Source organism: Paenibacillus brevis, from assembly GCF_018919145.1.
GTDB classification, from domain to species: domain Bacteria; phylum Bacillota; class Bacilli; order Paenibacillales; family Paenibacillaceae; genus Fontibacillus; species Fontibacillus brevis.
Genome location: NZ_JAHLQJ010000005.1, coordinates 62,508 through 89,399, shown reverse-complemented (window position 1 = coordinate 89,399; position 26,892 = coordinate 62,508). Strand labels below are relative to the sequence as shown.

The window sequence follows — 26,892 nt, the reverse complement described above, 5'->3', positions numbered from 1 at the left end:
ATTCCGTTTTTCCACTTTGCGCGGCTAATTGAATAGTGCTCAAAGGCTCTGCACCTGTGCAGGGCAAACGGGATTGGTATGCTATGACGAAGGGACTCATCTTTTGAATAGAATATGCCGACTGAAGGAGAAGCTGCCGGGAGCGGGTGTCATTTGCCGCGAATCATGGCCTTCTCACCTTTATTTTCGTTTGTTCCGACACAGGCTGCTGCCTGTGTTTTTTGTTATGCAGGGCACATTCCCGCGCGATTGAACATGACCTTAATGGTTAAACTTATTCATGAACGCTAGGGAGGAATATGATATGGAACAATTAATACAGAATGCCGTTTTGGTCGGCGTAAACCTGAATCATCAGAAGGATTTTGAATACTCCATGGAGGAGCTTGCCAATCTGGCTGAAGCCTGTGACATTGAGGTCGTGGCGACGCTCGTCCAGAATCTGGCGAAGATTAATTCATCCCACTATATCGGCACCGGGAAAATAGAAGAGGTTCGAGCGCTCTTGGAAGCCAATGACGGGAATCTGGTCATTTTTAATGATGAGCTGTCACCTTCGCAGATTCGCAATCTGGAAGCGGACTTGGACTGCAAAATTATTGACCGAACCGTGCTCATTCTCGACATTTTCGATCAGCGGGCCCGGACACGCGAGGCGCAGCTTCAGGTAGAGGTTGCACATCTGAAATACATGCTGCCGCGCCTCGTGGGGATGCGTGAATCGCTTGGCCGTCAGGGCGGCGGTGTGGGCACCAAGAACCGCGGTGCCGGGGAGACAAAGCTGGAGCTGGACCGCCGGCGGATCGAAGAGAAGATTACAGCGCTAAGCCGGGAGCTGGAGACGCTGACGCTGCATCGGCAGACGCAACGGAAGCAGCGAAAGAAGAACGATTTTCCCGTGGTCTCTTTGGTCGGCTACACCAATGCAGGCAAATCTACGATAATGAATGCGATGCTGGAGCGGTTTAATCCGGAGCAGGAGAAGCAGGTACTGGAGAAGGATATGCTGTTTGCTACTCTGGAGACCTCGGTTCGCAGTATTCCGCTTGCGGATAACAAGACTTTTCTGCTCACCGACACGGTCGGCTTCGTCAGCAAGCTGCCGCATCATCTGATCAAGGCGTTCAGGTCCACCCTGGAGGAAGTGGCAGAGGCGGATTTGCTTATCCATGTCGTGGACTACGCCAACCCGGAGTACGAGCGCATGATCGATATTACAAACAAGACACTGGAGGACATCGGCATCAAGGATATCCCTGTCATCTATGCCTATAACAAAGCGGACCTGACTGAGCAGGCGATCCCCGAAATGATGGACAATCGGATCTACCTCTCGGCCAAAAGCCGGATCGGCATGGATGAGCTGGCGGACTTGATCTCCCGGCAGGTCTTCAAGGATTACATCCGTTGCGACATGCTGATTCCCTATGATCAAGGAGCTGTCGTCTCTTATCTGAATGAGCATGCGAATATTCTGCATACGAGCTATGAAGAGGAAGGCACGCGCCTTGCACTGGAATGCAGGCAGAGCGATTATGGCAAATATGAGCATTATGTCGTGGAGCCGATAGAGATTGAAGCTTAACATCTGCTAACGGCAGATAGGGCCGGCCCAGTGCCTCTGAAGTGGAGGATCGGGCTGGCCCTGTTTTTTAATTGGAGGGAACATCCGCCGACAGGATGGGCAGCTTCACGATGAATGCTGCTCCATCACCCGGCGTGCTGTCGACCTCGATCTGTCCGCCATGCACCTCAACAATTGATTGAGTAATCGCAAGTCCCAAGCCTGCGCCGCCCTGGCGGTTGCGGACCCGGGAGACCTCGCTTCTGTAGAAGCGTTCGAACACATGGGGGAGATGCTCCGGTGCAATCCCCGGACCGTTGTCCTTCACCCGGAGTTCGGCCCAGTTTCCTCCAAGGACAGCTAGGGAAATATGAATGGTTCCCAGCTCGGGGTCTGTGTGCTGTACTGCATTGTGGAACAGATTCAGAATAACTTGCTTGATTCGGTCGCGATCCGTCATAGCCCGGATATGCGGAGCCAGAGAGAAGGTGACCTTCCGTTCTCCGGCCAGCATCTGCAACTGCGGCTCCATCTCTTCGATCAATGTATCCAGCGAAGTCTCGGATCTGCTGACAGCAGGAGTACGGTCCAGCTTCGCAAGGATCAGCAAATCCTCGACCAGCTTCTTCATTCGCTTGGCCTCACCGAGCATGCTTCCAAGCGCCGCATTCAGCTGTTCCGGTTTCTCGGCAGCACCGCGCAGCAGAACCTCAAGGAAACCGTGAATCGAAGTGAGCGGTGTCCGCAGCTCATGAGAGGCATCCGCGATAAACCGCTGCATATGCTCCTTGGCCTCCCGCTCATTTTCAAACGAAACCTCCAGGCGTTCCAGCATCCCGTTGAACGATTCCGCCAACCTGTCGATCTCGCTCTGCCCCAGAGAGGTATCAAAACGGCGGTCCAGCTTGCCGGCATCCAACTCTTCGACCGTCTGTACCATCTGATTGAGGGGATTCAAGGTCTTGCGCAGAATCGGCAGATAGAACATCAGTCCGGCACCAAGCGCGATGAGGGACAGGCTGATGAAGATGGTTAGCTGCCGCCAGGCAATAGCCTTCAACGGCGCTGTAGAGATGCCCATCTGAATCATCAGGTCCCACCCTCCAGGCCCGTCGGCAGGACGGAACACAAGAAGCTGCTCATTGCCATTCTGATCATGAGCGATTTGATAAGCCCTCACATTCTGGATGTCCCATTCCTTCCGAATCTTGCTGTATTGCTCCGATGCCAGCTGCGGGGCAGGAAGTCCGGATTCGTTGGAGGAAGGATTGATCAGTTCGTTCTCAACGTTGATCAGCGCAATCGAGGTGTCCGGCAGGAAAAAGAACGGCCTCCGCTCTCCAACCTCGGACTCATCGTAAGGAGGCGATGCAGAGGGGGGGACAAACGCCGTACCCATCTCATTCTTGAACCGGTTCCGGATGATCCAGCTGTTCTCGCCCAAGAGCTCCTTCGGAAGACCGCGGATCTGTGATTGCAGTGTCTCAGCCTGGTTACTGTACAGGAAGGTTTTCATAACAATGAATTGCACGGTACCGATGAGCAGAAGCAGGACAGCAAGAATAATTAATGACCTGGATAGTAACTGGGTTCGCAAAGAAGAGGGGGAAAAACTGTTCCGAAGCCTCTTGGACCATCGATGGATGCCGGGCTTCATGGGAGGTCTACGCGGTACCCCGCGCCTCTGAGCGTCCGGATCAGCCGGTGCTCCTTATCATTCAGCTTCTCGCGCAAGGAACGGATGTAGACCTCTACAATATTTTCCTCGCCGCCAAAATCATATCCCCAGACCTGCTCCAGAATCTTACTCTTGCTGAGAACAATGCCGTGATTGATGACAAGATATTTCAAAAGCTCATACTCCGTCGGAGATAGTTCGAGTACGCCTTCGTTATACTGAATCTCCTTCCGCCGGTCATCGAGCTTGAATGGCCCGAAGCTGACTTCTCCGAATAAAGCGGGAAACTGATTGCGGAGGCGTGCTCCGATCCGGGCCAGCAGCTCCTCAAAGCTGAACGGCTTCACTACATAATCATCCGCACCGGTCGTAAGACCCTTTACCCGATCCTCCACCTCGTCCTTGGCGGTTAACATAATAATCGCTACATTGCCCAGCGTCTTCTTCAGGAGCCGGCAGACCTCCCAGCCATCCATACCCGGCATCATCACATCAAGGATAACGACATGAGGCTGATATTCAATAGCCAGATTCACCGCAGTCATGCCATCGGCAGCGGTCCGGATGTCAAAGCCTTCATTTACAAGTCCGAGCTCGAGAAACTGGGTAATATGTGCCTCGTCATCGACGAGCATAATTTTGACACCCTTGATGTTCTTCATGGTACAAGCCTCCAGTACAACGCAAACTATAATTACATCTATTATGTCCGATATCGCTGAACATCCGCTGAATGCCGCCTGAACAGGAACTGAAACTCTATAGAGTCTGTGCAGGGTTCGCTTACACTCACACTTATAGCCGAAGCCCTGCGGCGGCAACAGATTACTTAGATGGTACATGGTTTATCCGGTGATGTAAATTCATTTCGCTAAGGAGAGGTCTTGATTGTAAAACTGGTTGTGAGCTATACTTTTCTAAGCGAAATCATAAAGGAGAGTAATCGAATGGAAAAAGTATTGATTTTCGGACACAAGAATCCGGACACGGATACCATCTGTTCTGCTATTGCCTACGCGGACCTGAAAAAGAAGCTCGGCTGGGATGCTGAAGCTGTGGCTCTCGGCGCACCGAACGGCGAGACTCAATTTGCGCTGGACAAGTTCGGCTTCCAGGCACCGCGCGTTATTGAATCGGCTTCGGAAGAAGTGAAGAAGGTTATTCTGGTCGACCATAACGAACGTCAGCAAAGCGTCTCCGATATTGAGAAGCTTACCGTAGTCGAAGTTATCGACCATCATCGTATCGCGAATTTTGAGACCAGCGGACCTCTGTACTATCGTGCCGAGCCCGTAGGCTGCACCGCGACGATTCTGAATAAGCTGTACAAGGAAAATGGAATTTCCGTTCCTGCTAATATTGCCGGATTGATGCTATCCGCGATTATCTCTGATTCCTTGCTGTTCAAATCTCCAACCTGCACCGGGCAGGATGTGGCTGCTGCCCGCGAGCTTGCTGAAATCGCAGGGGTAAATGCGGAGGAATACGGATTGGATATGCTGAAGGCAGGTGCCGATCTCAGCGACAAGACGATTGAGCAACTGATTTCACTGGATGCGAAGGAATTCGATATGGGCGGCTCCAAGGTGGAGATCGCACAGGTTAATGCGGTAGACGTTCAAGATGTTCTCTCGCGCCAGGCTGAGCTTGAGACGGCTTTGAATGCAATCGTGGACCGCAAGGGGCTGGATTTGTTCCTGTTCGTGGTGACAGACATTCTGAACAATGATTCTGTCGGGCTTGCGCTCGGAAAAGCGGCTGATGCTGTTGAGGCAGCTTATCAGGTAAAGCTGGAGAACAATACCGCCGTGCTGAAGGGCGTTGTATCCCGTAAATCTCAAATCGTTCCTGTCCTTACCGATATTTTCAACCAACGTTAAACAGACAGCAATAAGAGTCCTGCAACTCCCATGCGAAGGCATGAGGGTTGTCAGGACTCTTTCTTGTAGAGAGGGGTTAGTGCATTTCTGGAGCTGCTGCTTGTGAATCCAGTGCTGCAGGCTTGTATTTGAAGATTGGAATGAGAATAACCGCTCCAACCAACATCACAATACCGGCCATTGAGTAAATTCCCACCAATGGAAACAGCTTTTTCATTACGCCCGCCAGGGACATCATAATGACCATCATGCCCATGAACATCGGGCTAAGCACGCCATTTACCCGGCCGACATAGCTTTGCTCGGTGGATTGCAGAATTAGTGTATTGATTCCGATCTGAATGCATGGGAAGGTCAAACCGTTTAGAAACTGCAAAAACAAGGTTAATGGTATGCTGTTGGACCATCCCATACCTATAATACATATTGCGCTGACCGCCGTGCCAAAGGCCAGAAGAATTTGCGGGCGAATCTTCCGAGAGAGCGTCATGATCACGCCGCCCCCAATTAACATCGCTACGCCGTTCACCATTAGCAGATATTGCAGGAACTCCTTATCCTGGCCAAGACGCTCTGTTACGAGGAATAGTCCAAGCGTCTGAATGGTGCCGATCGCGAAGCCTGCAATGGCAAAGGCCCCTCCGAGCACCTTCAGAACCGGGCTTTGCCATACATAACGGAAGCCGTCGCGAAGCTCCTGAAGAATACTGGAACCTTTATTTTCTTTTGCCGCGGTATGCTCCTCTTCATCGGCAGGCAGCCGGAACAAGACCAGGGCGGACAGAAGAAACGCAACGCCCATTACCCCAATCGACAAATGAATACCGAATTGATGGTAAGCGAAGATGCCCAACGAAGGTCCCATCACCATAAAGATAGCAATTAAAGACTGGAACAGCGCCATCCCTTGTTGTACTTTATCCGGATGAACATGCTGCTTGAACAGCTTCATGACCGAGGGCTGTGAGAACTGGGATAGAATGGCGGATACAAAGGTTGCCAGATAGACGCTTTCCCAGGAGCCGTACAGAAGAGTGAGCAGTACTGCAAAGACCGAGACAGCGGACAAGAAGTCGCACCAGATCATCGTTCGCTTGGGCTTCCACCGGTCAGCAAATGCGCCGCCAATAAAGGAGAAGACAAAGATGGGCGCAAATTCGACAACCGAGATCAGGGATATAGCGAGCGGATCACTGTTGGTCTGGTCGGTAACAAACATCAGAATTGCAAAATTCCGCACCCAGATTCCGATCTGAAGAAAGATATTCGAGATCAGAATCGTCTGATAGAACTTGTTCTTGAACAAGCTCGTCGGGGCGGAATGAATAGAAGCAGAGTTAGTCATCGTATACCACCTTAATATAATTTTATCTTTTTAGAGGTAGTTCAAAAAGCTGACTTTTTGAACATGCACCTATCCACGGTTTCTCCCAGAGTAATCATAGCTTGACGAAAGCATCTTGAAAAGGGAAAAATGAGATATACATAAATTTTACTTTTAAGCTGTTAAATTATAATAATTAGAGGGGTAGACCAGTACATCCATTTAACTATGGTCGGAGGCTGAATATGGACAAGAAGCGGGAATATGCGATTGGCGAAGACTTGAGTCCGATGATTCTGAAGCATATGGAGGAATTGGTTTATTGCTGCGACCTGCAAGGAATGGGAGTCTATTGCTCGCCGTCTGTAGAGAAGAAGCTTGGATATGCGCCGGAGGAAATCATCGGTGTTCCGTTCATGCAATGGGGCTTGCTGGATGAGACGCGGAGCTGGCAGGAAATACTGCAGAATGCGCATGGAGATGTAAAGCTTACTCTAAAGCACAAGAACGGGGCGTACCTGCCCTATGATTTTCACTTCTCGATTGCTGAGGAGGCAGATAAAGAGCCCTTGCTCATTGCCGTTGGGCGGGAAGCCTCTCTCTCCGGAAGCGAAATTGATATTCTGAAAGAGACAATGGGCATGGCACGGATAGGAAGCTGGGAATGGAGCTTGTCTGACGACAGGGTGATTTGGCTCGGAGACGTGTTCCGGATGCTCCGGTTCGATCAAGCCAGCAATATGGTTACGTCGAAAGAGATTTTAAGCAAGTTCTCGCCCCGTGAACGGGAAAGGTTTCTCAAATCGCTTGGCGAGGCACTTGAGAGCGGGGTTTTTGACTTCGAATTCAGACATGCTATTCCCGAGACGGAGACAGAATACTTGCATCTGCGGGGCACCGTAAGCTATGACAGCAGCGGAACCCCTGTCAGAATGAGCGGAACCGTGCAGGATATTACGGACCGCAAGCGGGTGGAGCGCAAGCTTCAGGAGACGGTAGAGAGATATAATTCGTTGAAGAAGTATAATCATGACGCCGTGTTCTCGCTCGATCTCCAGGGTCATGTAATCAATGCCAATGCTATGGCCGAGAAATTGACAGGTTACGATATTCCGAAAATGACCGGACAACGCTTTTCGATGTTCATCGGCGAAAGCAAGCTGCGGGATATTTTATCCGCGGCGAAGTCGAATTTCTCCACACCGGCAATCGACAGGAGCATTAACAGCATCCGTCAAAAGAATGGACAGGAGGCGGAGGTGCTGGCGACCGTCGCACCGATTATTATCAGCGGCGAGAACGTCGGATTCTATATTATTGCGAAGGATATCCGGGAACAAAAGCAGTTGTTGATCGCGAAGGAAGCAGCTGAGCGAACAAACCGGGCCAAGAGCGAATTTCTTGCGATGATGAGCCATGAGATTCGGACACCGATGAACGGCATCATCGGAATGACCGATCTGATGATCGAGATGAACGAATTAACGGAGACCCAGAAGGAGTATCTGGAGATTATCCGCAAGAGCGGTGATACCCTGCTGGCCATCATTAATGATATTCTTGATTTTGCGAAAATCGAGTCCGGCAAAAGTGAGCTTCATGAAAGTGTGTTCGATCTTCGTCTGGCTGTATCCGAGACATTAGACATTCTGAAGATTCGGGCTAGCGAAAAGGGACTTGCGCTTTCCTTTAACGCCGATCAGGAGGTTCCTGCACTCGTGATCGGGGACCCGGACAGGCTCAAGCAAATTTTAATGAATCTGATCGGAAATGCATTGAAATTTACGTATTCTGGTGGAATTGCGGTTGAGGTCTCTTGTCTGAGTCAGACCGCACAGCGGCTTCGTCTTTGCTTCGCCGTCAAGGATACAGGCATCGGGATTCCGGAGGAAAAGGTCGCCTTTCTCTTTGAGCCGTTCTCGCAACTGGATCAATTCATGACACGCCGGTTTGAAGGTACGGGATTGGGACTGGCGATTACAAAGAAGCTGGTAGAGATGATGGAAGGCAAGATATGGGTTGAGCAGCATCAGGGGCCGGGGGTAACCTTTAGATTCGAGGTGACGCTTGGCGCTGTCTATCCGCAGGAGGATGCAGAATCCGGTATGGAGCAGCAGCAGGGAGCAAGGAAGCTGCATGTACTGATCGCTGAAGACAACGAAGTGAATCAGATTGTACTCCAGAAGATGCTGGAGCAGCAGGGGCATACGACCAAGACGGTGGCGAATGGCTACGAGGTTATTCAAGCCGTTGCATATGAAGCCTTTGATATTATTTTTATGGATGTGCATATGCCTGAAATGAATGGACTCGATGCTGCCAGAGTGTTGAAGGAGACTCTGGCGCCCGGGGCTTGCCCGGTCATTATTGCGGTAACCGCTAACGCCTTGAATGAGGACAGGGACCTCTGCCTGCAGGCGGGGATGGATGATTATATTTGTAAGCCGCTGAAGAGCACCGTCATCTCCGAGACGCTTCAGAAATATATTTGATCAGAGAAGACGGAATCGCTTCAGTTGCTCCCAAAGCTGTTCCTGAACCAGAATCTCCCGCTGTTTCGGTCCAAGCAGATCGAAGTGAGGGAAGGGAGGACGATGGTGAATGTAATCCGGACTTAGTTCGTGCCGAAGACACCAGTCCTCCAGACGTATAAGATCATTGCACCCTACCTTGGTCACGGTTTTGATTCCGGGGAACCGAGGATCGAGCCAGTAGTGGGTCAAGTAGGCGATCTCCCCTTGAGAGACCGCCTTTTTCCATTGATTGAGTTCTTGCCGGTTGATGCCGAACGCCATAGTTGTACCTCCGCTGATCACTCTAATTAAGCCATTATAACACAGCAGAGAGAGTCTCAATCTCTCCGATGCGAAGAGGGAATAAAGAAATCCGGATTTACGGCAGCAATAAGAAATCGATGTATTTTAATCATGATTTCCTCCAACAATATAAATTCCAGTTCAATATCGATCCTCTTTTACATTCGGCCTCGGCAAGAGTTTACCGAATATGAAAAAAACACCGGAGAAGTAGCGGCCGTATCAGGAAAATTTCGAAATCATTGGAGGCATATAGGGTGAAGGGAAAAGGCAAACAGGGGAATCGGGAGAGGGGCAGATTGGCCTGGTGGCAATTGGCTTTGCTGGGAGTTGCGTCGACCGTCGGCACCGGCTTCTTCCTTGGTTCGGCGATTGGGCTAAAGGCAGCTGGTCCGGCTTTTTTGGCAGGTCTGCTGCTCGCTTCTTTTGCTACCTATACCGTATTCGAATCCCTCGCCAAGATGACGGCCCAGCAGCCGGAGAAGGGATCGTTCCGGACCTATGCCAAGCAGGCATTCGGACGCTGGGCCGGCTTCAGCAGCGGCTGGGTCTATTGGTCATCGGAGATTCTCATCATGGGAAGCCAGTTGACCGCGATCTCGATGTTTGCGCGGTTCTGGCTGCCGAATCTGCCGCTCTGGTTGTGCGCGACGGCCTTCGCGGTCCTGGCGCTGCTGATCATTTTTCTGGGTAACCGGGGATTTGATACGACCGAGAATATTCTGTCTGTCGCCAAGCTGGCGGCGACGGTGATGTTTATCATCATAGCCGGCGCGGCCTGGATGGGCTGGCTCCACGGGGAGCGGCCGAAGGGAGGGCTCGAGGCCTATCGCGACTGGCTGCCTGGGGGCTGGATCGGCGCCTGGTCCAGCCTCATTTTCGCCTTTTATGCCTTTGGCGGGATTGAGGTCATGGGCATGATGGCCTTTCGGATGAAGGAGCCCAAGGAAGCGCCGAAGGCCGGCAAGGTCATGCTGCTGCTCCTGACGATTCTGTACGGCCTGACCATCGGACTGGTGTTGTCCCTGATCGCACCGGGTAAGCTGAATCCGAAGGAAAGCCCGCTGATTTCTGCGCTGCACCAGTTTCAATTGCCCTTTATTCCCCATGTATTCAATGCGGTATTGATCATCGCCGGCTTCTCGACGATGGTTGCTTCCTTGTATGCGGTCGTGACCATGCTCGTTACCCTCTCGGAAGAACGCGATGCGCCGGCGGTCTTTTCCAGAACCGCGATGAAAGACCGGCCTATATATGCTCTAGGCATGTCAGCCATAGGCCTTGCCGCCTCCATCGTATTGTCCCTCCTCATCCCCGGCACGATCTATGAGACGGTTACGATAGCTGCCGGCTTGCTGCTGCTCTATAATTGGGTCTTTATTCTGCTCTCCGCAGGCAGAGTACTGAGGAAAGGAAGCAAGGGACGGATCAAGCGGGTGACCGGTCTGGCCCTCATTGTACTAGCCGTCTTCGGTACATTGGCACGTGGGCCGGGAAGGCCGGGTTTCTGGGGCAGTCTTGGATTTTTGGCGGTAATCGCTATTGTGGCCTGGTTCATGCAGCGCAAAGTATGGAGCAAGCAGCAGGCGGGGAGACAGAGCTGAAGGAGCCATTCTTCATGACTATATCCTTTGCAGCAGCAGTTGAAGGGCCTCAAACAGAAAATATAGTCCGAAGCCGATTAGGAACAGCCCGGACAGCACGGATACTCCTTTTAACAAACGTACGCTCACATAATTGCGGAAAATCGTGGCAAACCCTGCCATGGTCAGATCCCAGATCAGCAGGCCAAGAATAATCGAGAAGCTGTTCAGGATCAGATCCCCTAATCCGGACTGGGCAGCCGTCTGGGCAAGCACGGAGCCGTAAATGCCGAGCCAGAACAGAATGGACAGCGGGTTGCCCAGCGACATAAAGAAGCCGGACATGAAGGATTTCAGCAGCGGCTCCCGGCCTCGCATATCCGCCATTTGAAGCTTTCCCGCATCCTTAAGGCTTTCTATGCCCGTGTATATGAGCAGGAAGCCGCCGAACAGCCACAGGAAGGTCTGCATAAACGGAATATTCAAGAAGTGAATTACACCAAAGAACACCAGCAGCATATAAATAACATCCGCTGTCATTGCGCCGAGTCCGACAAGCCATGCTGACATAAAGCCGCCCCGAATGCCCTTGGACAGCTGGGCGGCATTGACGGGACCGATCGGGGCCGACAACGACAGCCCGAGCACGATATAACCAAGCATTTGATTCAACAGCCGCACCTCCAACGTCGTGATACTTGTACATCCTATTCGACGGGAGGGGCTTGTATCACAAAAACAAAAATACGCAGGCCCAAAAATGGTTAAAGTCTGTTCCAGCGGGTAAATGGTAGCAAGAGGGAATTTAAAGATACCAACGTAGAGATGAAAAAGGTTAGAAGTGTGGAGATAACATAAAAAAGGAGCCTTTCGGCTCCTTCTCGGACTCAACGACACGCGGGCACGTGTGAGTTTATCCACGACGGGGTGGATGACGTAATGAATCAATTTATATTCATTCTACCCTGTCGATTTGAAAAAGTCAACCTATTCTTGAGTGCTACAATCCAAATGACCACTTAAGCCGGGTTTCCAGTCGGCTGATGTCTTCTTCGTCGAGCGAGCCCAGATGATCTTTAAGACGTATTTTGCTTACCGATGTGGTTTCTTCCGTTTTGGCTGCCGAGTCGAACGCGAGGAAATCATATTTATTTTTGAATAAAAAATAATGACTTTGAAATCGTGGGATCGGATTGCCTTCCTTGGTCAGGATAGGCTGTCCTGTTTTTGGAAAGGTGCGGATCTTCAGGTTTTTAGTCAGCGGAACAACAAGTACATTGCCCGATGTAGAATTAACTGTATTATTTGAAATGATGACGACAGGACGCTCTTCGTTTTGCTCACACCCGATATTTTCCCCAAACTGGCAAAAGTGTACGGAGCCTCTCGCCATATTCCGTTTTGTCTGTGTCTTTTCATGCTCAATCCAATGATGCGCCATCTCCAGCTGTAGAGGCAACCAGTCATGGATTTGCTTTGTCTTCAGCTTCTTGGCATATTCCGTCCGTGAAATACGCTCTCTTTTCTCGACTGGGGCTCCTAAGGCTCCATGCTCATGTTCCTTGTTCATAATCTTCTCCTCCCGGCTCACCTGAATCATCATCGACGTAGACGTATATATGTTAAATTACACGTATTTCTATACAGTTAAAACAAGCTGGCCTTCTTTTTTTTCCTAACTCTAATCATTCTCATTCGATGACCCGGTTATGAGTTGACAAGCCAGGGGACTCATGATAATTTACACTTGAATTCGAGGTGATGAAGAGATGGCGAAGAAAAAGACACAGGGAACACGTCCTGCCCCGGCGGCGGACAAGCCGGCAACACTGAAGGATCTGCTTGGGGAGACAACGATTGCGAAGCTGAAGGAGCAGGCTGCCGCTCTGCAGCAAGAAGAGGATAAGCGCAAGGAAGAGGCAAGGCTTAAAGCGGAGCAAGCGCGGAAAGCAGAACAGAAAAGGCTGGACAATGATTTCGAGCATCTGCTGAAGAACAGCAGCATGGATTGGAAAAAGTTCAAATAAAAAATATGCCGGAAGCAGGGCCATTGGGTGAACGCTTCCGGTTTTTTCGATCTTGGATGTAAGCGTTCGCAGACTGACGGAGAGGGCTGTATGCGCATGGTGACCTTATGAAGCGGAAGTATATGCCTTTTACATACAAAATGTTAATTCCCTATTTGATCCTGGTCCTGGTGACCGATATGATCATCGGTTATATCTCTTACAACATGCTCGTTCAATCGCGAACCGAGATGGCCGAGAGCAATATCCGAACCGGGATGGAGCAGGCAAGGAACAATATACGTTATCAAATGGACGAGATTCAGCGAATGTCGGACACACTGTTCGGAAGCCTGCCCTTTCAGCGTGCGCTTCAAACGAAGGGAGAGCCTTATGAAATCTATCTGGTCATGCTGGATGAGATCGTTCCGCAAATTACGGCTCCGCTGAAGCTGTTCGGCAATAGCATCAGATTATTGCTGTATACGGTGAACAGTGATTTGAATCTGGTCAGCGGAGATGACCTCAATGCGCCGATTGAGGATAGTGATTACTACATACTGCCATTGGAAGAGATTGAGCAGAGCGAATGGTATCGGACCTACAGGAATTCGGAGCTGGACAATATCTGGCTCCAGATTGATACAGATCAGCGGCTGGGAAATATATCGCATATTCGAAAGCTGGTCTCATATAGCGATTACAAAACAGTGATCGGGTACGTACGAATCACCGTCCCGTTAGATGATCTGTTCGGCGACTTCGCCACCTTTCCGGTAGAGGAGGGGATTGTGCTGGCCTTGGTTGATAGCGCTGATCCTGCAACCGTGTTATACCAACGCGGGGAAGTGAGCGAGACGCAATTGGAGCAGGACTATCTCCGGCTGGAGGAGCCGATTCCGGGAACAGAGTTTAGGATTCAGACCTTTGTTCCGAATGCTTATCTGACCAAGGATACTCTGAAGCTCCAGCGATCCATCCTGACGGTGTGTGCGATCAGCTTTGCAGGAATGTCGTTGATCGGTTCTATGGTGGCCCGGCTATCCGGGCGGAAAATGGCTCGCATCGTGCGTTTTGTCCGCTCCTTCCAGGAAGGGAACTTTAAGAAGCGGATCGCCTTTAAAGGAAATGATGAATTTGTCCATATTGCCGATGCCTTTGACGTGATGGCAGGCAATATTCAGGAATTGATTGACCGGGTGTATGTCCAGGGAATCCAGCGAAAGCAGGCGGAGCTAGAAGCGCTTCAAGCCCAGATTAATCCGCATTTTCTCTACAACACCTTGTCTGCCATCAGCAGCTTGGCTAATCTGGGTGAGACGGAGAAGGTCACGCAAATGGTGCAGGGATTATCAAGGTTTTACCGGCTTACGCTTAACGATGGACAAGCAATTACTCCGCTCCGAAATGAAATCAGGCAAGTGCAGACCTATCTGGAGATCCAGAGAGTCAAATATGCTGACAGCTTTCAAATCTATATAGACGTCGAGGAAGATATCCAGGATATGCCGGTCATGAAGCTGATTTTGCAGCCCTTCGTAGAAAATGTGTTCAAGCACGCCTGGTTCGGCGACAGCATAGCTATTCGCATCTCAGCAGTTAGATCAGGAGATCGCATTCTGTTCAAGGTGATCGATAACGGAATTGGAATTCGGCTTGATCGGATTCAGTCGCTCTTTGCTCCTGGAGAGCAGACGGGCGGCTACGGGATCAAGAATGTGGATGAGCGCATTAAGCTGAGGTATGGCGAGGAGTATGGGGTGTCTATTGCAAGCATATATGGCGGTGGGACGACGGTAAGCATCGCCTTGCCGATCAGGGAAGAAGCTCCAGCCGAGGGGATCGAGGACAATTAAGGAATCGTTGGGAAAGTATGTATTTTCATTGACAAGCGATATGTTCAGGATATAGGGATTAGGCTATGCTCAATGCATGGATAGATTGACTTCGGAGGAGCCTCGTATGGATATCAATATCTTGCTGGTGGATGATGAAGCGGTCGATTTGGAATGGCTTCGCAGACGAATTGCCGCGGGCCCGCTGTCTTATCCGCTTCATATAGCTGGGACGGCCAACAGCGGTTTTCAGGCCTTGAAGCTGCTGGAACAGGAGAGAGTCGATATTATCTTGTCCGATATACGGATGCCGATTATGTCCGGTATGGAGTTTGCCCGTCGGGCCAAGGAGATCAAGCCTGAGATCAAGATCGTCTTTATCAGCGGGCATGAGGATTTCGGGTATGCAAAAAAGGCGATCGAGCTTGGCGCATCAGGATATCTGTTGAAGCCGGTAGAGGATTCAGAGTTAACCGACATGCTCCAATCGCTGTGCGAGACGGTACAGCAGGAACGGGAGGCATCTACCTCGGCAACGGCAGCATGGTCGGTGGTGATGGAGGAGCTGCTGATCCGCTGGATTACGGATGAAGATTCCGGAAGCAGGGTTGGAAAGCATCTTCAAAGTATTCTGCATCCGTTGCTTTGCACCGGTACAGTGGCTGCCCTCATTGAGATTGATGATCTGGAGTGGAAAGCGTCCGAATTAAGCGAGGATGAAAAAAGCATACAGATTCACCAGCTTGCAGGATTTATACGCTGCTATGTGGAGGAGAATATGCTCGGCACCTTTTCCAAAAGCCAGCCGAACCAGTTTCTAGTGTTGTCCTCCTTGCACGAACGGGAATTCCCGCTCCAGCTTGAGGGTCTTGTCCAGGCGATCCGGTCCTCTTCGCCCTTTACAGTGACGATCGGGATCGGCAAGCTGGCCCGGGACGAAGAGCAGCTGCGGGAATCATGCCGTCAGGCACAAGCTGCGTTAAGCATGAAATGGCTGGTAGGCAAGGATCGGTTGATCTCGCTGGATGTGGTGGAATGGGTGCCGGATGCGAATACGCCGGTGCCCAGCGTCGACGCTATTTTGGATGAAATGCTCCAGGCGATTATGGCCTACGATCTGGTAAGGATCGATGACTGTATTGAGAAGATGTTTAACCCGCGTCTGAAGCCTGGACGGAAGAACGAGGTTTATGATTTGATTCTGAGAATTACAACCAAGCTTCACGCCGATCTAAGACAGATGGGTGAAAGTCTGTATGAGCTGCTGAAGTGGGATGCTTATCAGCCGCTCATCCTCTTCCAGTTCGAGACCGTCCAAGATATAAAATCCTGGCTGAGAAGACGGTTCTTTGAGCTTTCCGAGGTGCTGTACGTCAAGAAGCAGCGGCAAAAGCGGAAGCTTATTGAAGATATTATGATCTATGTAGAGCAGAATCTGGAGCAGAAGCTTACGCTCAAGGAGGTAGCAGCCCGGTTTGATTTTACACCTAACTATCTGGGGTATCTGTTCAAGGAAGAAACCGGAGAGCATTTCAGCGAATATCTGAACAGCTTGAAGATTCAGCGTATCTGTCAGCTGCTCTGTGACCCGACCCTTAAAATCTATGAAATTGCAGAGCGAATGGGGTACAAGAACATTCTGTATTTCAATCGGCAGTTCAAGCAGGTTATGGAGATGACGCCGGGAGAATATCGGAAGAAACAGAATATATAGTAGCATCATCAGGTGCCCCGCAGGGTGCCTTATTTTTGTAGAAAAAGTATTAAAAATTGTTGGCTCGCTGGATTACTTGCATAAGGGCGAGCCTTCTATAATTAAGGCAGAAGCAACAAGAGGGGAGTAGAACTGCAAGATGAGAAGAAGCCGCGGCTTTTGGAGCGATGTGAAGAAATACCGGACGCTGCTGCTGATGCTGGTTCCCGGTGTACTGTTTTTCCTGCTGTTTGCCTATATCCCGATGGGGGGCATTGTTCTGGCTTTTAAGCAGTTCAATTACAGCGGGGGCATTTTCGGCAGTCCCTGGAATGGATTCGACAACTTCCGGTTCTTTTTTAATTCGGGAGATGCCTGGCGCGTCACAAGAAATACGGCACTCTATAACATTGCTTTCATTGTGGTGAATAACGGACTGCAAATTTTCGCTGCAATCCTCCTGTTTGAGGTTGCTGGCAAATGGTTCCGCAAGATAACCCAGACGGTGATGTTCCTGCCCTACTTTATTTCCTGGGTGGTCGTGGGGGCCATTGCCTACAATCTGTTCAATTATGATGTGGGTACGATCAATATGCTGCTTCACAAAATTGGCATGGATTCGATCGATATTTACAATACGGCAGCCTACTGGCCGGTCATACTGGTGCTGGTATCCGCCTGGAAGGCGCTTGGATATGGAACGATCATGTACCTGGCTGCGATTACGAGCATCGATACCGAGATGTATGAAGCAGCCGAGATTGATGGGGCCAACATCTTTCAGCGTATCCGCAAGATTACGATTCCCAATCTGATGCCTACGGTCATCATTCTGATCTTGCTGGCAATCGGCAACATCTTCCGGGGAGACTTCGGGATGTTCTACAACATGGTCGGCAATAACGGACTGCTGTTCTCGTCTACGGATGTCATCGATACGTTCGTATTCCGCCTGCTGATCACGTCCAATGAAATCGGAATGTCCGCAGCGGCTGGGTTCTATCAGTCTGTCCTCGGGTTCGCGACCATTATGCTCGCCAACTACGCGGTGCGCAAATACGACAAAGATCATGCGTTGTTCTAACGAAAGGAAGGTGCTGCAATGAACGTGATTCTGTCTCAGAATCTAAAGCCGGAACGGCGTAAAGCAACACAGCACGACCGCTTGATTCTCGCGATTATCGGCTATTTCATGCTGACCTTGCTGGCCGTATTCTGTATTTTTCCTTTTCTGCTGGTCGTCTCCTCCTCGCTTACCGAAGAGAGCGCCATTGTGGAGAACGGATTTCAGATCTTTCCGACCCGTTTCTCGCTGGAGGCGTACCAAATTTTATTCGAATTTCCGACGGACATGCTCAAGGCGTACGGGGTGACGATTTCAGTAACGGCGCTGGGCACCTTGGCCGGATTGTTCCTGACCTCGATGACCGCTTATGTGCTGGCGAGAAAAGATTTTAAATGGCGGAACATCTTCTCCTTTTTCTTCTTCTTTACCACCCTGTTCAGCGGAGGACTCGTTCCTTGGTATCTCCTCATCGTGAATTACTTGCAATTAAAGGACACTTTGCTGGTTCTGGTCCTGCCGATGCTTATGAACGTCTTCTATATTATCGTGATGAAGACCTTCATGAGCAGCATTCCCGAGGCGATTATCGAATCCGCGAAGATCGACGGGGCCGGCGATTTTCAGATCTATCTCCGGTTTATTCTGCCGCTGTCGAAGCCGGCGCTGGCTACGATTGGACTGTTTATAGCGCTGGCCTACTGGAATGATTGGTACAATGCTCTGCTGTTCATATCCAATTCGGATTTGATGCCGCTGCAATACTATTTGTACCGCTTGTTAGGCAACATGGACGGCATGCGCAAGGCGATGATGGAATCCGGAGCCGTTGTCAATTTCAATATTCCTACCGAAAGCCTCAAGATGGCGATGACAGTCGTAGCTACCGGGCCGATTTTGCTGGCATATCCGTTTATTCAACGTTATTTCGTGCAGGGGCTGACGATTGGTGCTGTGAAAGGATGACCACAGGGGAACCTGGTTATCAATAGATTCCATCCAAATGATTAGGGGGAGCTTTGTCATGAGACGGAAGAACACGAAATTCATGTTTTTATTGGCGATGATCGTAGCTGTGTCCGCCTTTCTCAGTGCTTGCGGCGGGAATGGCGAGAGCACTAATGCTCAGTCCAACAAACCGGCGGAGAATAACTCCAGCACTGCCGCCAATACGGTGAAAGAGGAGAATAACGGACCAGACCTGTCCGAAGAGGTCAAGCTGAAGATGCTTCTGGTCGGGGGCAAGCCCGCGGATTATGACGAAGTATTCGGCGAATTGAACAAGCTGCTAAAAGAAAAAATTAACGCCACGGTAGAAGCTGAATTTCTGGATTGGTCCGACTGGACGCAGAAGTATCCTTTGAAGTTCGCAGCCAATGAGGATTTTGACATCGCTTACACAGCGAACTGGGCGTTTTACAACGACCAGGCAAGAAAAGGAGGCTTTCTGGAGCTGAGTGAGGAGTTGCTGTCCGCGTACATGCCTCAGACTTGGGCGGCTATGCCGGCCGTGTCCTGGGAGCAGGCCAAGGTAGAAGGGAAGCTGTACATGGTTCCGAACAACAATACGGAAGTGACCGATAAGGTGGTGCTGATTCGTGAGGATTTGCGCAAAAAGTATAACCTCGACCCGGTGAACAGCCCGGAAACCTATGCGGATTACGTCAAGACGATTGCGGCAAATGAGAGCGGGTTCAATGCCTTCGGCGCCAAGCCGGCAGATGGCTGGAAGTGGCATGAGCTTGATCAGATTTTGCTGGAGCAGCAGAATGAGTGGAATCTTGTGGATTATAGCATGCCGCTGGCCTACAAGCTGGAGGATGCATCCTCGAAGGTATTCAATGTGTATGATACATCCGAGTTCAGACAGCTGCTGGACTATTATAAAGACCTTGCAGATAACAAGGGCTGGTCCAAAAACATTGTGAATAACAAAAACGATGTCTGGCAGGACATCAAAGCCGGCAAGACCGGGTCCTACGCGCAAAACCTGGGAACCGTTGCCTTCAACCTGGCTGAAATGCGCCGGGATAAGCCGGAATATGAAGCGGCCATTGTAGATCTCACACCGGACAAGAAGAAGATCGGAGCGATTTCGACCCAGAATGGCATGGCGGTCCATGTTACATCCAAGCATGTTGAACGCTCTTTGATGCTGATTGATTTACTGCAAAACGATAAGGAAATTCATGATTTGACGATGTACGGGATCGCCGGCAAGCATTATGAACCCGTGGGCGACGATAAATACAACGCGGGTCCAAGTGCCGCCAACTATACCGGATTCTCCAACTGGGGATGGAACTCGCAGTTGAATCGTTCGGACGCATCCTATCCGGTTGAAGCAGATGAGATTCTTGCCGGATGGCAGGAGAAGGTATACCACTTCCCGCTGGAAACTTTCGTATTTGATGATTCCAAGGTGAAGAATGAGGTAGCCAACGTAGGCAATGTTATGCTGCGCTATGCAATCCCGCTTGAATATGGATTAATCGCTGATCTGGATAAGGGCCAGGAGGAACTGAACAAGCAGCTCAAGTCCGCCGGAATTGACAAGATTCAAACCGAGCTTCAAGCGCAAATTGATGCTTTCCTTGCCGCATTGCAATAATGACCTACCATTGTAACGGAGGGACACACGACATGACGATAAAATTTCCGGCTATTAGCGGCAAGCTGCCCGTATTCATGCATGGGGCGGACTATAATCCTGAGCAATGGCTGCACGATCCGGCTATCCTGCAAGAGGACATCCGGCTGATGAAGCTTGCCAACTGCAATGTGATGTCCGTGGGCATCTTCTCTTGGGGAAAGCTGGAGCCGGAGGAGGGAGTATTCACCTGGGATTGGCTGGATCAGGTGCTTGATCTGCTGGTTAAGAATGGCATCTATGTCTGGCTGGCTACGCCAAGCGGTGCTCGTCCTGCCTGGATGTCCGAGAAGTATCCGGAAGTGCTGCGGGTGGAGAAGAACAGACAACGTAATCTGCATGGGATGCGGCACAATCATTGCCTCACCTCTCCCGTCTATCGGGAGAAGGTGAGAATTATGAACTCCAGGCTGGCGGAGCGCTATTCGTTCCATCCGGCCGTGCTCGGCTGGCATGTATCGAACGAATATGGCGGTGAATGCCATTGTGAGTATTGCCAGGACGCATTCCGCAGCTGGCTGAGGCAGAAATACGGCACACTCGAAGCACTGAACCAGACCTGGTGGACAACCTTCTGGAGCCATACCTTTACCTCCTGGTCCCAGGTGGAGTCTCCTGCTCCTCACGGGGAAATGATGGTTCATGGACATAATCTGGATTGGCGGAGATTTGTCTCGGATCAGACGATTGATTTCTTCCGCCATGAGATTCAGCCGCTGAAGGCAGTGAATCCTGATTTGCCGTGCACTGCGAATATGATGGATCTTTTCTACGGCCTGGACTACCGTGAATTTGCCAAGGCTGTGGATGTGGTATCCTGGGATGCTTATCCGACCTGGCATTCAGAGTCCTCAGAGACGGGTGTGGCCTCGTGGTTCGCATTTAACCATGACTTGTTCCGCAGCCTGAAGAAGAAGCCGTTTATGCTGATGGAGAGCACGCCGAGCCAGACCAACTGGCAGAGGACAAGCAAGCTGAAGCGGCCGGGGATGCATCGGCTGTCTTCCTTGCAGGCGGTTGCGCACGGCTCGGATACCGTACAGTATTTTCAATGGAGGAAGAGCAGAGGCTCCAGCGAGAAGTTCCATGGAGCGGTTGTCGACCATGTGGGCCATGAGCATACCCGGGTATTTCAGGATGTGGCCAGCCTTGGGCGTACCCTTGGCGAGCTGACGGAGGTTCTGGGAACAACGGTGCCGGCAGAGGCTGCCATCCTCTTTGACTGGGATAATCGGTGGGCCGTTCTCGATGCGCAGGGCCCCCGGAATGGCGGAATCCACTACGAGGAGACGGTGGTTCAGCACTACCGGGCGCTGTGGCAGCTCGGCGTGCCGACTGATATTATCGGCGCATTCGATAGCCTGAATCGATATAAGCTGCTGATTGCTCCGATGGTATATCTGCTTCGGGAGGAGACGGGCAGGAAGCTGACGGAGTATGTGAAGCAAGGCGGAATATTGCTGGTAACGTACTGGTCTGGTGTTGTGGATGAGCATGATCTCTGCCATCTTACCGGCTGCCCGGGGCCGCTCCGGGAGGTAACAGGAATTTGGGCGGAGGAGATCGACAGCCTGCATGATCATGATCACAATGAGCTTATCCTCCAGCAAGATAATCCGCTCGGGCTCAAGGGCAGCTATGCGGTGCATGAGCTATGCGAAAGAATTCATTGTGAGGGTGCCGAGGTCCTGGCTACGTATGGTTCGGATTTCTATGCCGGTGACCCCGTGCTTACGGTGAATCGCTTTGGTGAAGGCAAGGCTTATTACCTGGCGGCCCGTGTGAAGGAAGACGAGTTCTATGAAGTGCTGTACGCCAGAATAGTGTCTGAGGCAAGCGTATTAAAATGTCTGGACAGTTCTTTGCCTAAAGGGGTCAGCGTGGAGATGAGAACGGACGGGACTCATGAATACTTGTTTGTTCTTAATTTTTCGGGCCAGGAGGCTCTTGTAGATCTGGATGATAGAGCGTATTCAGATCTGGAGGGCGGGCAGATCGTGGAGCGTCGTCTTCAGTTGCCGGTACATGGCTCGGTGGTGCTTAAACGCAAGGCGATTGTCAACGTGTAATCCGAATCGGTTGTCTGGGCGAGGATATATGCACGCAAAGTGACTATTTTAATCAGGTTGAATTTTAACTGAATTTCCTTGGGTGGGAACACCTTCAAAGAAGCCGGCGTATGGTGCGCCGGCTTTGACTTTTTACCATCGTCATGCTACGCTGATGCTGGTATTTTGAAGCTGAAAAAGAACGCTTGAAAATTCAGATGAAGGTGGAAGAAGGATTCATATCATGAGCAAATTTAACCATGACTATATCATTTTAATGGACGATATCATTAGAGAAGGCGATCCGATTCTGCGAACCGTTACCGAGCCGGTCAGCATTCCCCCGACCGAGGAAGACCGCGGGGAGATGGCGGCTATGATGCAGTTCTTGAAGAATAGCCAGGATCCGGAGCTCTCTAAGAAATACAAATTACGCCCCGGCGTAGGCTTGTCCGCGAATCAGATCGGTCTGAACAAGCGGATGTTTGCCGCGCTGCTCAGTGATGATGAAGGCAATGACCGTGAAGTGGCCTTGTTCAATCCGAAAATCATCAGCCACTCGGCGGCGATGACTTATTTGCCGGAAAGCGAGGGCTGCTTGTCGGTGGATCGGGCAATTCAAGGCTTCGTGCCTCGTTACGAGAAGGTTCAGATCAAGGCCTACGATGCGGAAGGCAAGGAATTGAAGCTTCGCTTCAAGGGGTATGATGCGATTGTGATGCAGCATGAGATAGATCATTTGAACGGAATCATGTTCTATGACCGGATTAACAAGGAGCATCCATTCAAGCTTCCGGATGGAGTGCAGATTTCCAGCCTATATTAATAGAGGCTGTTCAAAGGGTCATCTTTTGATCACGAAGGATTTCAAATGGAGAATATTTATTATGGAGGAATTAGCATGGACACGAAAGCAATTCTGGGTATGATCGATCATACGCTTTTGAAGGCGAATGCCGGCAAGCAGGAGATTCTCAAGCTGGTAGAGGAAGCGAAGGAGCACAGCTTTGCTTCTGTATGCGTAAATCCTTACTGGGTGAAGCTGGCGGCAGAGCAATTGAAGGACTCCGATGTCAAGGTGTGCACGGTAATCGGTTTTCCGCTGGGCGCGTCCGCTCCTGAAGCGAAGGCCTTCGAGACCACACAAGCGGTTGCCGATGGTGCGGGTGAGATCGATATGGTTATTAACATCGGGGCGCTGAAGGATGGCGATGATGAAGCCGTGCGTTCTGACATGGCAGGCGTTGTGAAGAGTGCGCAGGGCAAGCTGGTCAAGGTCATCCTCGAGACCTGCCTGCTGAACGAAGAAGAGATCGTTCGCGCTTGCCGTCTGGCAGTTCAGGCCGGCGTTGATTTCGTGAAGACATCAACAGGGTTCTCTACAGGCGGAGCAACGATTGAAGCTGTGGCCTTGATGGCGAAGACCGTGGGGCCTGAGTTCGGCGTTAAGGCTTCCGGAGGTGTGCGCAGTCTGGAGGATGCGCAGGCCATGATCAAGGCGGGGGCTACCCGACTTGGAACGAGCGCCGGTGTGGCGATTGCCCAAGGGCTTGCGAGCAAGGGCGATTACTAATTGAAGCTATTTAGGATGTAGAAGCGCTGTCCCCTCAGCAATGAAGGGGCGGCGCTTTTTTTCATGGAATGGGGAATAGGGTCTGAGCCGGGTGTGAAGCAGGTTATACCCGGTCCGGATGACTGAATGATATGATTGGGAGAATGAGATGAACCAGGAGGAAGAAGATGAAATATTGCATAGGTGAGTTTTCAACGATTCTGGGGATTACGAAGGATACGCTGAGGCTGTATGAGAAGCATCAAATTGTGGAGCCGGCGAAGGATAATCATAATAGCTACCGTTATTATAGTGATCTGGACGCCAGAAATTTACTGATGAGCCGATGGTACCGCAGCATGGAGATTCCACTGCCCGAGGTTGCCGAGCTTATGAAGCATGCCTCTGTCGACCGGGTGAACCATGAAATAGCAAGGAGCCGGGAGCAATTAGAGGAAGAAATCCGCAGAAAGACGATGCTGCTTGATAAGATGAATCAGATAGAGCAGGAGATCGGCACCTTGGATGCGGAGCTGTTCCAATGCAGGATCAAGCAGCGGCCTGGATGGTATCGGCTGAAGCAGACAGTGAATAACCGGCTTTTGAAAAATGAGCGCATGAATCGCTTGGTCAATCAATGGATGGACTGTTTGCCGTTCGCCTTTTTCAGTTTCCGGATTGAACAGGAGGAATTGCTCACAGACAGCTCGAAGAATTGGAAGCATAGCTGGGGCTTAACCTTGACGGAAGAGGATGTGCACAAGCTCGGCATCGAGATCGATGATCAGGTCGAATATATTCCCCCGACCCCGTGCCTGTCCGCTGCGATCGTAAAATCCCAGTCCAGTCCGATCACGAAGGAGACGCTGGAGTTTATGTTTGAAGAATTGACGGCCTCGGGCTATCAGGTCACTGGTGATATCGTAGGAAGAATTATTATGAATGAGCAGGAACGGGGAAAGAAGCGCTCCTATCTGGAAGTAAATATTTCAATCTAACAGCATATTGCACGCTTGACCTTGGTGTTGGACTAAGGTTTATACTCCGAATATAGGCTTGCCGGGTGAAGGAGTCAGCGAGGTTTAGTCGCATTATATAAAGTGAAAAACTTCACATTGGTAGTCGCCATACAATAGAGTTTGGGGGAGAGAGAGTATGTTTATTCGGAACGGTAAAAGGTTCAGATCGCTTCTGGCATTCGGTCTGTGCCTTATCCTGATCACCGGGCTGTTGGCCGGATGTCAGGGAAACGGAAATGACGGGAATACGGAAGCTGGATCAAACCAGCAGGAGACGGGCTTCAAGGCTGGAACCTACACGGGGGAAGCCGAGGGGAAGGAAGGCACTATCAAGGTTGAGGTCACGATGGACCAGGCCGATCAGATCAAGGATATTCAGATTGTTAGCCAATCTGAGACAGCGGGTCTGGGGGACTCGGCCATTGAGCAGATCAAAGAGCAAATTTTGACGCATCAGACTCTCACCATCGACGCAGTGAGCGGTGCGAGCGAGACAAGTAACGCGCTTCTGGCTGCCGTTGAAGCTGCAGTTAAACAAGCAGGCGGAGATCTGGCAGCTTTGAAGGCCGGAACGGTAGCCAAAGCCGGAGAAGGCAAGGTCGAGCAGCTTGAAGCAGACGTTGTCGTCGTGGGTGCAGGCGCTTCGGGTGTCTCGGCAGCGGTGAGCGCAGCCGACAAGGGCGCCAAGGTTATTATTATTGAGAAGACGGCCGTAATCGGGGGCGCGAGTAACCTGTCCTGGGCAGGGAAGTTCTATAATTCCTCGGTTGCGCTTGAAAATGATGTGAAGGTTGCGGTTGAGACGGAGATCGCTGACTGGATCGTTGATAATCACTGGAGAGTCGATGCGGCCGCCATCCGGCAATATGTGACCAAGTCCGGTGAAACCTATGATTGGTTGAATCAAAAGGGCTATAATACCACCTTCATTAATTTCGGCGGTGAGCAATTGCATATGCTTCCTGCTTATGAGACACGGGAAACCTTGCTGCGGGCTATGCTCGCCGAGTCGGTTGAGCAGCATGACGGACAAGTCCTGACGGAGACAACAGCCAAGAAGCTGATGACTGGCGCTGATGGTGCTGTTACAGGTGTGGTAGCCGAGAAGAAAGACGGAACAACGCTGGAAATCTCGGCCAAGAGTGTCATCATGGCGACTGGCGGCTATGCCGGGAACAAGGAAATGGTTAAAGAAAGCTTTGGATTTGAAGGGGTCAATGGCGGCCTCGGACAGAACATTGGCGAAGGCTTGAAAATGTCCTGGGAGGCTGGAGCCAAGGTGCCGGACAATTTCGGCGGACAAATGCTTCACCAGACCTTGGCAAGAGCGACCGGCAATCTGAAAAAGGAATTCACCTCCTTTGAGGCAAGCTATCCGGTGATGACGACCTACTTGCCGAATTTCATGAACGTTGGCCCGTCCGGTGCGAGATTCCGGGACGAGGCGGCTACATTGACGGCTGTTGCAGCAGCTAACACAAGTGCTTTCAATGGAGCATATCATCTGGTTATCGTATCGCAGTCCCAGCTGGATGCGCTGGCAGCGAAAGGGATGACAGGCGTAAACGCGCCTAAGCTTCCGGGCATGCCGCCGGAATTCTATGCTGATTTCGCGGACCAGTTCACATTGGAGAATCCATGGACTAATGCGGAGCAAGTATTTGACGCTATGGTGGCCAGCGGTGACGGATTCAAGGGAAATACGATTGAAGAGCTTGCGACCAACGCGGGTATGGATGTGGAGGTCTTCAAGGATGCGTTCAATAGTTACGTGGAGGCAACGGAGAGCGGCGTAGACAGCGAGTTCGGCAAGGCGAAGGAATATTTGGAGCCGATGGGCGAGGAAGGCCCTTACTATGCAGTCGTAGCTGAAATTAATAACCTGGGCTCTGTAGGCGGGTTACTCGTGAATACGAAATTCCAGGTTCTTAATGATAGCCGGGTCCCTGTGAAGGGGTTGTATGCTGTAGGGTTGGAATCCGAAGGCGTCCTCTTCAACGATACGTATGTAGGAAATGGCGTCGGGCTTGGATATGCCTTTACTTCGGGGAGACTCGGAGGCGAAAGCGCAGCGGCAGGTGCCTTGAATCAATAATTTATAGCATGACTGTAACGCCGGAGCTGCGGGAATCATTGTGTTCTCATCGGCTCCGTTTTTTTATTTTTTTAATTCATACAAAA

General features: G+C 50.9%; 21 protein-coding genes. 15 read left to right on the top strand and 6 right to left on the bottom strand.

Features of this window, described 5'->3' with window-relative positions; translation table 11 throughout:
* Positions 1–304: 304 nt before the first annotated feature.
* Positions 305–1,585, top strand: coding sequence for a GTPase HflX (gene hflX, locus KQJ23_RS07320; protein ID WP_216478204.1), 1,281 nt, complete (start codon positions 305–307; stop codon positions 1,583–1,585).
* A 67-nt stretch (positions 1,586–1,652) separates the two neighbouring features.
* Here hflX and KQJ23_RS07315 read toward each other — a convergent pair whose 3' ends face one another.
* Complete coding sequence (locus KQJ23_RS07315; RefSeq protein ID WP_216478203.1) at positions 1,653–3,221, bottom strand: sensor histidine kinase; 1,569 nt, start codon at positions 3,219–3,221, stop codon at positions 1,653–1,655.
* A complete protein-coding gene (locus KQJ23_RS07310; protein WP_216478202.1) occupies positions 3,218–3,904 on the bottom strand; it encodes a response regulator transcription factor in 687 nt (228 codons plus the stop codon). Before KQJ23_RS07310 ends, KQJ23_RS07315 begins: the two co-directional genes overlap by 4 nt.
* 285 nt (positions 3,905–4,189) lie before the next feature.
* Between KQJ23_RS07310 and KQJ23_RS07305 the strand changes: the two genes are divergently transcribed.
* Positions 4,190–5,122 carry a manganese-dependent inorganic pyrophosphatase gene (locus tag KQJ23_RS07305; RefSeq protein ID WP_216478201.1) on the top strand — a complete coding sequence of 311 codons (933 nt, stop codon included), beginning with the start codon at positions 4,190–4,192 and terminating at the stop codon, positions 5,120–5,122.
* A gap of 76 nt (positions 5,123–5,198) precedes the next feature.
* On the opposite strand, the gene KQJ23_RS07300 is transcribed toward KQJ23_RS07305, so the two are convergent.
* Complete coding sequence (locus KQJ23_RS07300) at positions 5,199–6,467, bottom strand: MFS transporter (protein WP_216478200.1); 1,269 nt, start codon at positions 6,465–6,467, stop codon at positions 5,199–5,201.
* A 224-nt stretch (positions 6,468–6,691) separates the two neighbouring features.
* On the opposite strand from KQJ23_RS07300, the gene KQJ23_RS07295 reads away from it, so the two are divergent.
* The gene (locus tag KQJ23_RS07295) at positions 6,692–8,938 is read left to right on the top strand and encodes an ATP-binding protein (RefSeq protein WP_216478199.1); all 2,247 of its coding nucleotides are present in this window, start codon (positions 6,692–6,694) and stop codon (positions 8,936–8,938) included.
* Here the strand turns inward: KQJ23_RS07295 and KQJ23_RS07290 are convergent, their stop codons facing one another.
* A complete protein-coding gene (locus KQJ23_RS07290) occupies positions 8,939–9,241 on the bottom strand; it encodes a hypothetical protein (RefSeq protein WP_216478198.1) in 303 nt (100 codons plus the stop codon).
* Between the two features lie 278 nt (positions 9,242–9,519).
* Between KQJ23_RS07290 and KQJ23_RS07285 the strand changes: the two genes are divergently transcribed.
* The gene (locus tag KQJ23_RS07285; RefSeq protein ID WP_216478197.1) at positions 9,520–10,866 is read left to right on the top strand and encodes an amino acid permease; all 1,347 of its coding nucleotides are present in this window, start codon (positions 9,520–9,522) and stop codon (positions 10,864–10,866) included.
* 18 nt (positions 10,867–10,884) lie between these two features.
* Here the strand turns inward: KQJ23_RS07285 and KQJ23_RS07280 are convergent, their stop codons facing one another.
* Both KQJ23_RS07280 and KQJ23_RS07275 read right to left on the bottom strand, forming a co-directional pair.
* Positions 10,885–11,517 carry a LysE family transporter gene (locus KQJ23_RS07280; RefSeq protein WP_216478196.1) on the bottom strand — a complete coding sequence of 211 codons (633 nt, stop codon included), beginning with the start codon at positions 11,515–11,517 and terminating at the stop codon, positions 10,885–10,887.
* A gap of 328 nt (positions 11,518–11,845) precedes the next feature.
* On the bottom strand, positions 11,846–12,415 hold the full coding sequence (locus KQJ23_RS07275; protein WP_216478195.1) for a type II toxin-antitoxin system PemK/MazF family toxin: 570 nt from the start codon (positions 12,413–12,415) through the stop codon (positions 11,846–11,848).
* A gap of 199 nt (positions 12,416–12,614) precedes the next feature.
* Between KQJ23_RS07275 and KQJ23_RS07270 the strand changes: the two genes are divergently transcribed.
* From KQJ23_RS07270 to KQJ23_RS07220, 11 genes are all read left to right on the top strand, one after another.
* Positions 12,615–12,872, top strand: a complete 258-nt coding sequence (locus tag KQJ23_RS07270) for a YqkE family protein (RefSeq protein WP_216478194.1) — start codon at positions 12,615–12,617, stop codon at positions 12,870–12,872.
* 107 nt (positions 12,873–12,979) lie between these two features.
* Positions 12,980–14,707, top strand: a complete 1,728-nt coding sequence (locus tag KQJ23_RS07265) for a sensor histidine kinase (protein WP_216478193.1) — start codon at positions 12,980–12,982, stop codon at positions 14,705–14,707.
* Positions 14,708–14,813: 106 nt separating this feature from the next.
* Positions 14,814–16,400 (top strand): response regulator, encoded by a 1,587-nt coding sequence (locus tag KQJ23_RS07260; RefSeq protein WP_216478192.1) that lies wholly within the window; start codon positions 14,814–14,816, stop codon positions 16,398–16,400.
* Positions 16,401–16,539: 139 nt separating this feature from the next.
* Positions 16,540–17,463 carry an ABC transporter permease gene (locus KQJ23_RS07255; protein WP_216478191.1) on the top strand — a complete coding sequence of 308 codons (924 nt, stop codon included), beginning with the start codon at positions 16,540–16,542 and terminating at the stop codon, positions 17,461–17,463.
* An 18-nt stretch (positions 17,464–17,481) separates the two neighbouring features.
* On the top strand, positions 17,482–18,408 hold the full coding sequence (locus tag KQJ23_RS07250; RefSeq protein WP_216478190.1) for a carbohydrate ABC transporter permease: 927 nt from the start codon (positions 17,482–17,484) through the stop codon (positions 18,406–18,408).
* A gap of 58 nt (positions 18,409–18,466) precedes the next feature.
* On the top strand, positions 18,467–20,053 hold the full coding sequence (locus KQJ23_RS07245; RefSeq protein ID WP_216478189.1) for an ABC transporter substrate-binding protein: 1,587 nt from the start codon (positions 18,467–18,469) through the stop codon (positions 20,051–20,053).
* 32 nt (positions 20,054–20,085) lie between these two features.
* Entirely contained in the window at positions 20,086–22,161 is a 2,076-nt protein-coding gene (locus tag KQJ23_RS07240; RefSeq protein ID WP_216478188.1) for a beta-galactosidase, read from the top strand.
* 223 nt (positions 22,162–22,384) lie between these two features.
* Entirely contained in the window at positions 22,385–22,966 is a 582-nt protein-coding gene (gene def, locus KQJ23_RS07235) for a peptide deformylase (RefSeq protein ID WP_216478187.1), read from the top strand.
* Between the two features lie 75 nt (positions 22,967–23,041).
* Positions 23,042–23,713 (top strand): deoxyribose-phosphate aldolase, encoded by a 672-nt coding sequence (deoC, locus tag KQJ23_RS07230; protein ID WP_249529580.1) that lies wholly within the window; start codon positions 23,042–23,044, stop codon positions 23,711–23,713.
* A gap of 167 nt (positions 23,714–23,880) precedes the next feature.
* Positions 23,881–24,690, top strand: coding sequence for a MerR family transcriptional regulator (locus tag KQJ23_RS07225; RefSeq protein WP_216478186.1), 810 nt, complete (start codon positions 23,881–23,883; stop codon positions 24,688–24,690).
* Between the two features lie 157 nt (positions 24,691–24,847).
* On the top strand, positions 24,848–26,806 hold the full coding sequence (locus KQJ23_RS07220) for an FAD-dependent oxidoreductase (RefSeq protein WP_216478185.1): 1,959 nt from the start codon (positions 24,848–24,850) through the stop codon (positions 26,804–26,806).
* Positions 26,807–26,892: the final 86 nt, after the last annotated feature.

Bases quoted from the DNA above. Each gene is read 5' to 3' on its own strand.
- hflX (WP_216478204.1), top strand. From the start codon at position 305: ATGGAACAATTAATACAGAATGCCGTTTTGGTCGGCGTAAACCTGAAT.
- KQJ23_RS07315 (WP_216478203.1), bottom strand. From the start codon at position 3,221: ATGAAGCCCGGCATCCATCGATGGTCCAAGAGGCTTCGGAACAGTTTT.
- KQJ23_RS07310 (WP_216478202.1), bottom strand. From the start codon at position 3,904: ATGAAGAACATCAAGGGTGTCAAAATTATGCTCGTCGATGACGAGGCA.
- KQJ23_RS07305 (WP_216478201.1), top strand. From the start codon at position 4,190: ATGGAAAAAGTATTGATTTTCGGACACAAGAATCCGGACACGGATACC.
- KQJ23_RS07300 (WP_216478200.1), bottom strand. From the start codon at position 6,467: ATGACTAACTCTGCTTCTATTCATTCCGCCCCGACGAGCTTGTTCAAG.
- KQJ23_RS07295 (WP_216478199.1), top strand. From the start codon at position 6,692: ATGGACAAGAAGCGGGAATATGCGATTGGCGAAGACTTGAGTCCGATG.
- KQJ23_RS07290 (WP_216478198.1), bottom strand. From the start codon at position 9,241: ATGGCGTTCGGCATCAACCGGCAAGAACTCAATCAATGGAAAAAGGCG.
- KQJ23_RS07275 (WP_216478195.1), bottom strand. From the start codon at position 12,415: ATGAACAAGGAACATGAGCATGGAGCCTTAGGAGCCCCAGTCGAGAAA.
- KQJ23_RS07270 (WP_216478194.1), top strand. From the start codon at position 12,615: ATGGCGAAGAAAAAGACACAGGGAACACGTCCTGCCCCGGCGGCGGAC.
- KQJ23_RS07265 (WP_216478193.1), top strand. From the start codon at position 12,980: ATGAAGCGGAAGTATATGCCTTTTACATACAAAATGTTAATTCCCTAT.
- KQJ23_RS07260 (WP_216478192.1), top strand. From the start codon at position 14,814: ATGGATATCAATATCTTGCTGGTGGATGATGAAGCGGTCGATTTGGAA.
- KQJ23_RS07255 (WP_216478191.1), top strand. From the start codon at position 16,540: ATGAGAAGAAGCCGCGGCTTTTGGAGCGATGTGAAGAAATACCGGACG.
- KQJ23_RS07250 (WP_216478190.1), top strand. From the start codon at position 17,482: ATGAACGTGATTCTGTCTCAGAATCTAAAGCCGGAACGGCGTAAAGCA.
- KQJ23_RS07245 (WP_216478189.1), top strand. From the start codon at position 18,467: ATGAGACGGAAGAACACGAAATTCATGTTTTTATTGGCGATGATCGTA.
- KQJ23_RS07240 (WP_216478188.1), top strand. From the start codon at position 20,086: ATGACGATAAAATTTCCGGCTATTAGCGGCAAGCTGCCCGTATTCATG.
- def (WP_216478187.1), top strand. From the start codon at position 22,385: ATGAGCAAATTTAACCATGACTATATCATTTTAATGGACGATATCATT.
- deoC (WP_249529580.1), top strand. From the start codon at position 23,042: ATGGACACGAAAGCAATTCTGGGTATGATCGATCATACGCTTTTGAAG.
- KQJ23_RS07225 (WP_216478186.1), top strand. From the start codon at position 23,881: ATGAAATATTGCATAGGTGAGTTTTCAACGATTCTGGGGATTACGAAG.
- KQJ23_RS07220 (WP_216478185.1), top strand. From the start codon at position 24,848: ATGTTTATTCGGAACGGTAAAAGGTTCAGATCGCTTCTGGCATTCGGT.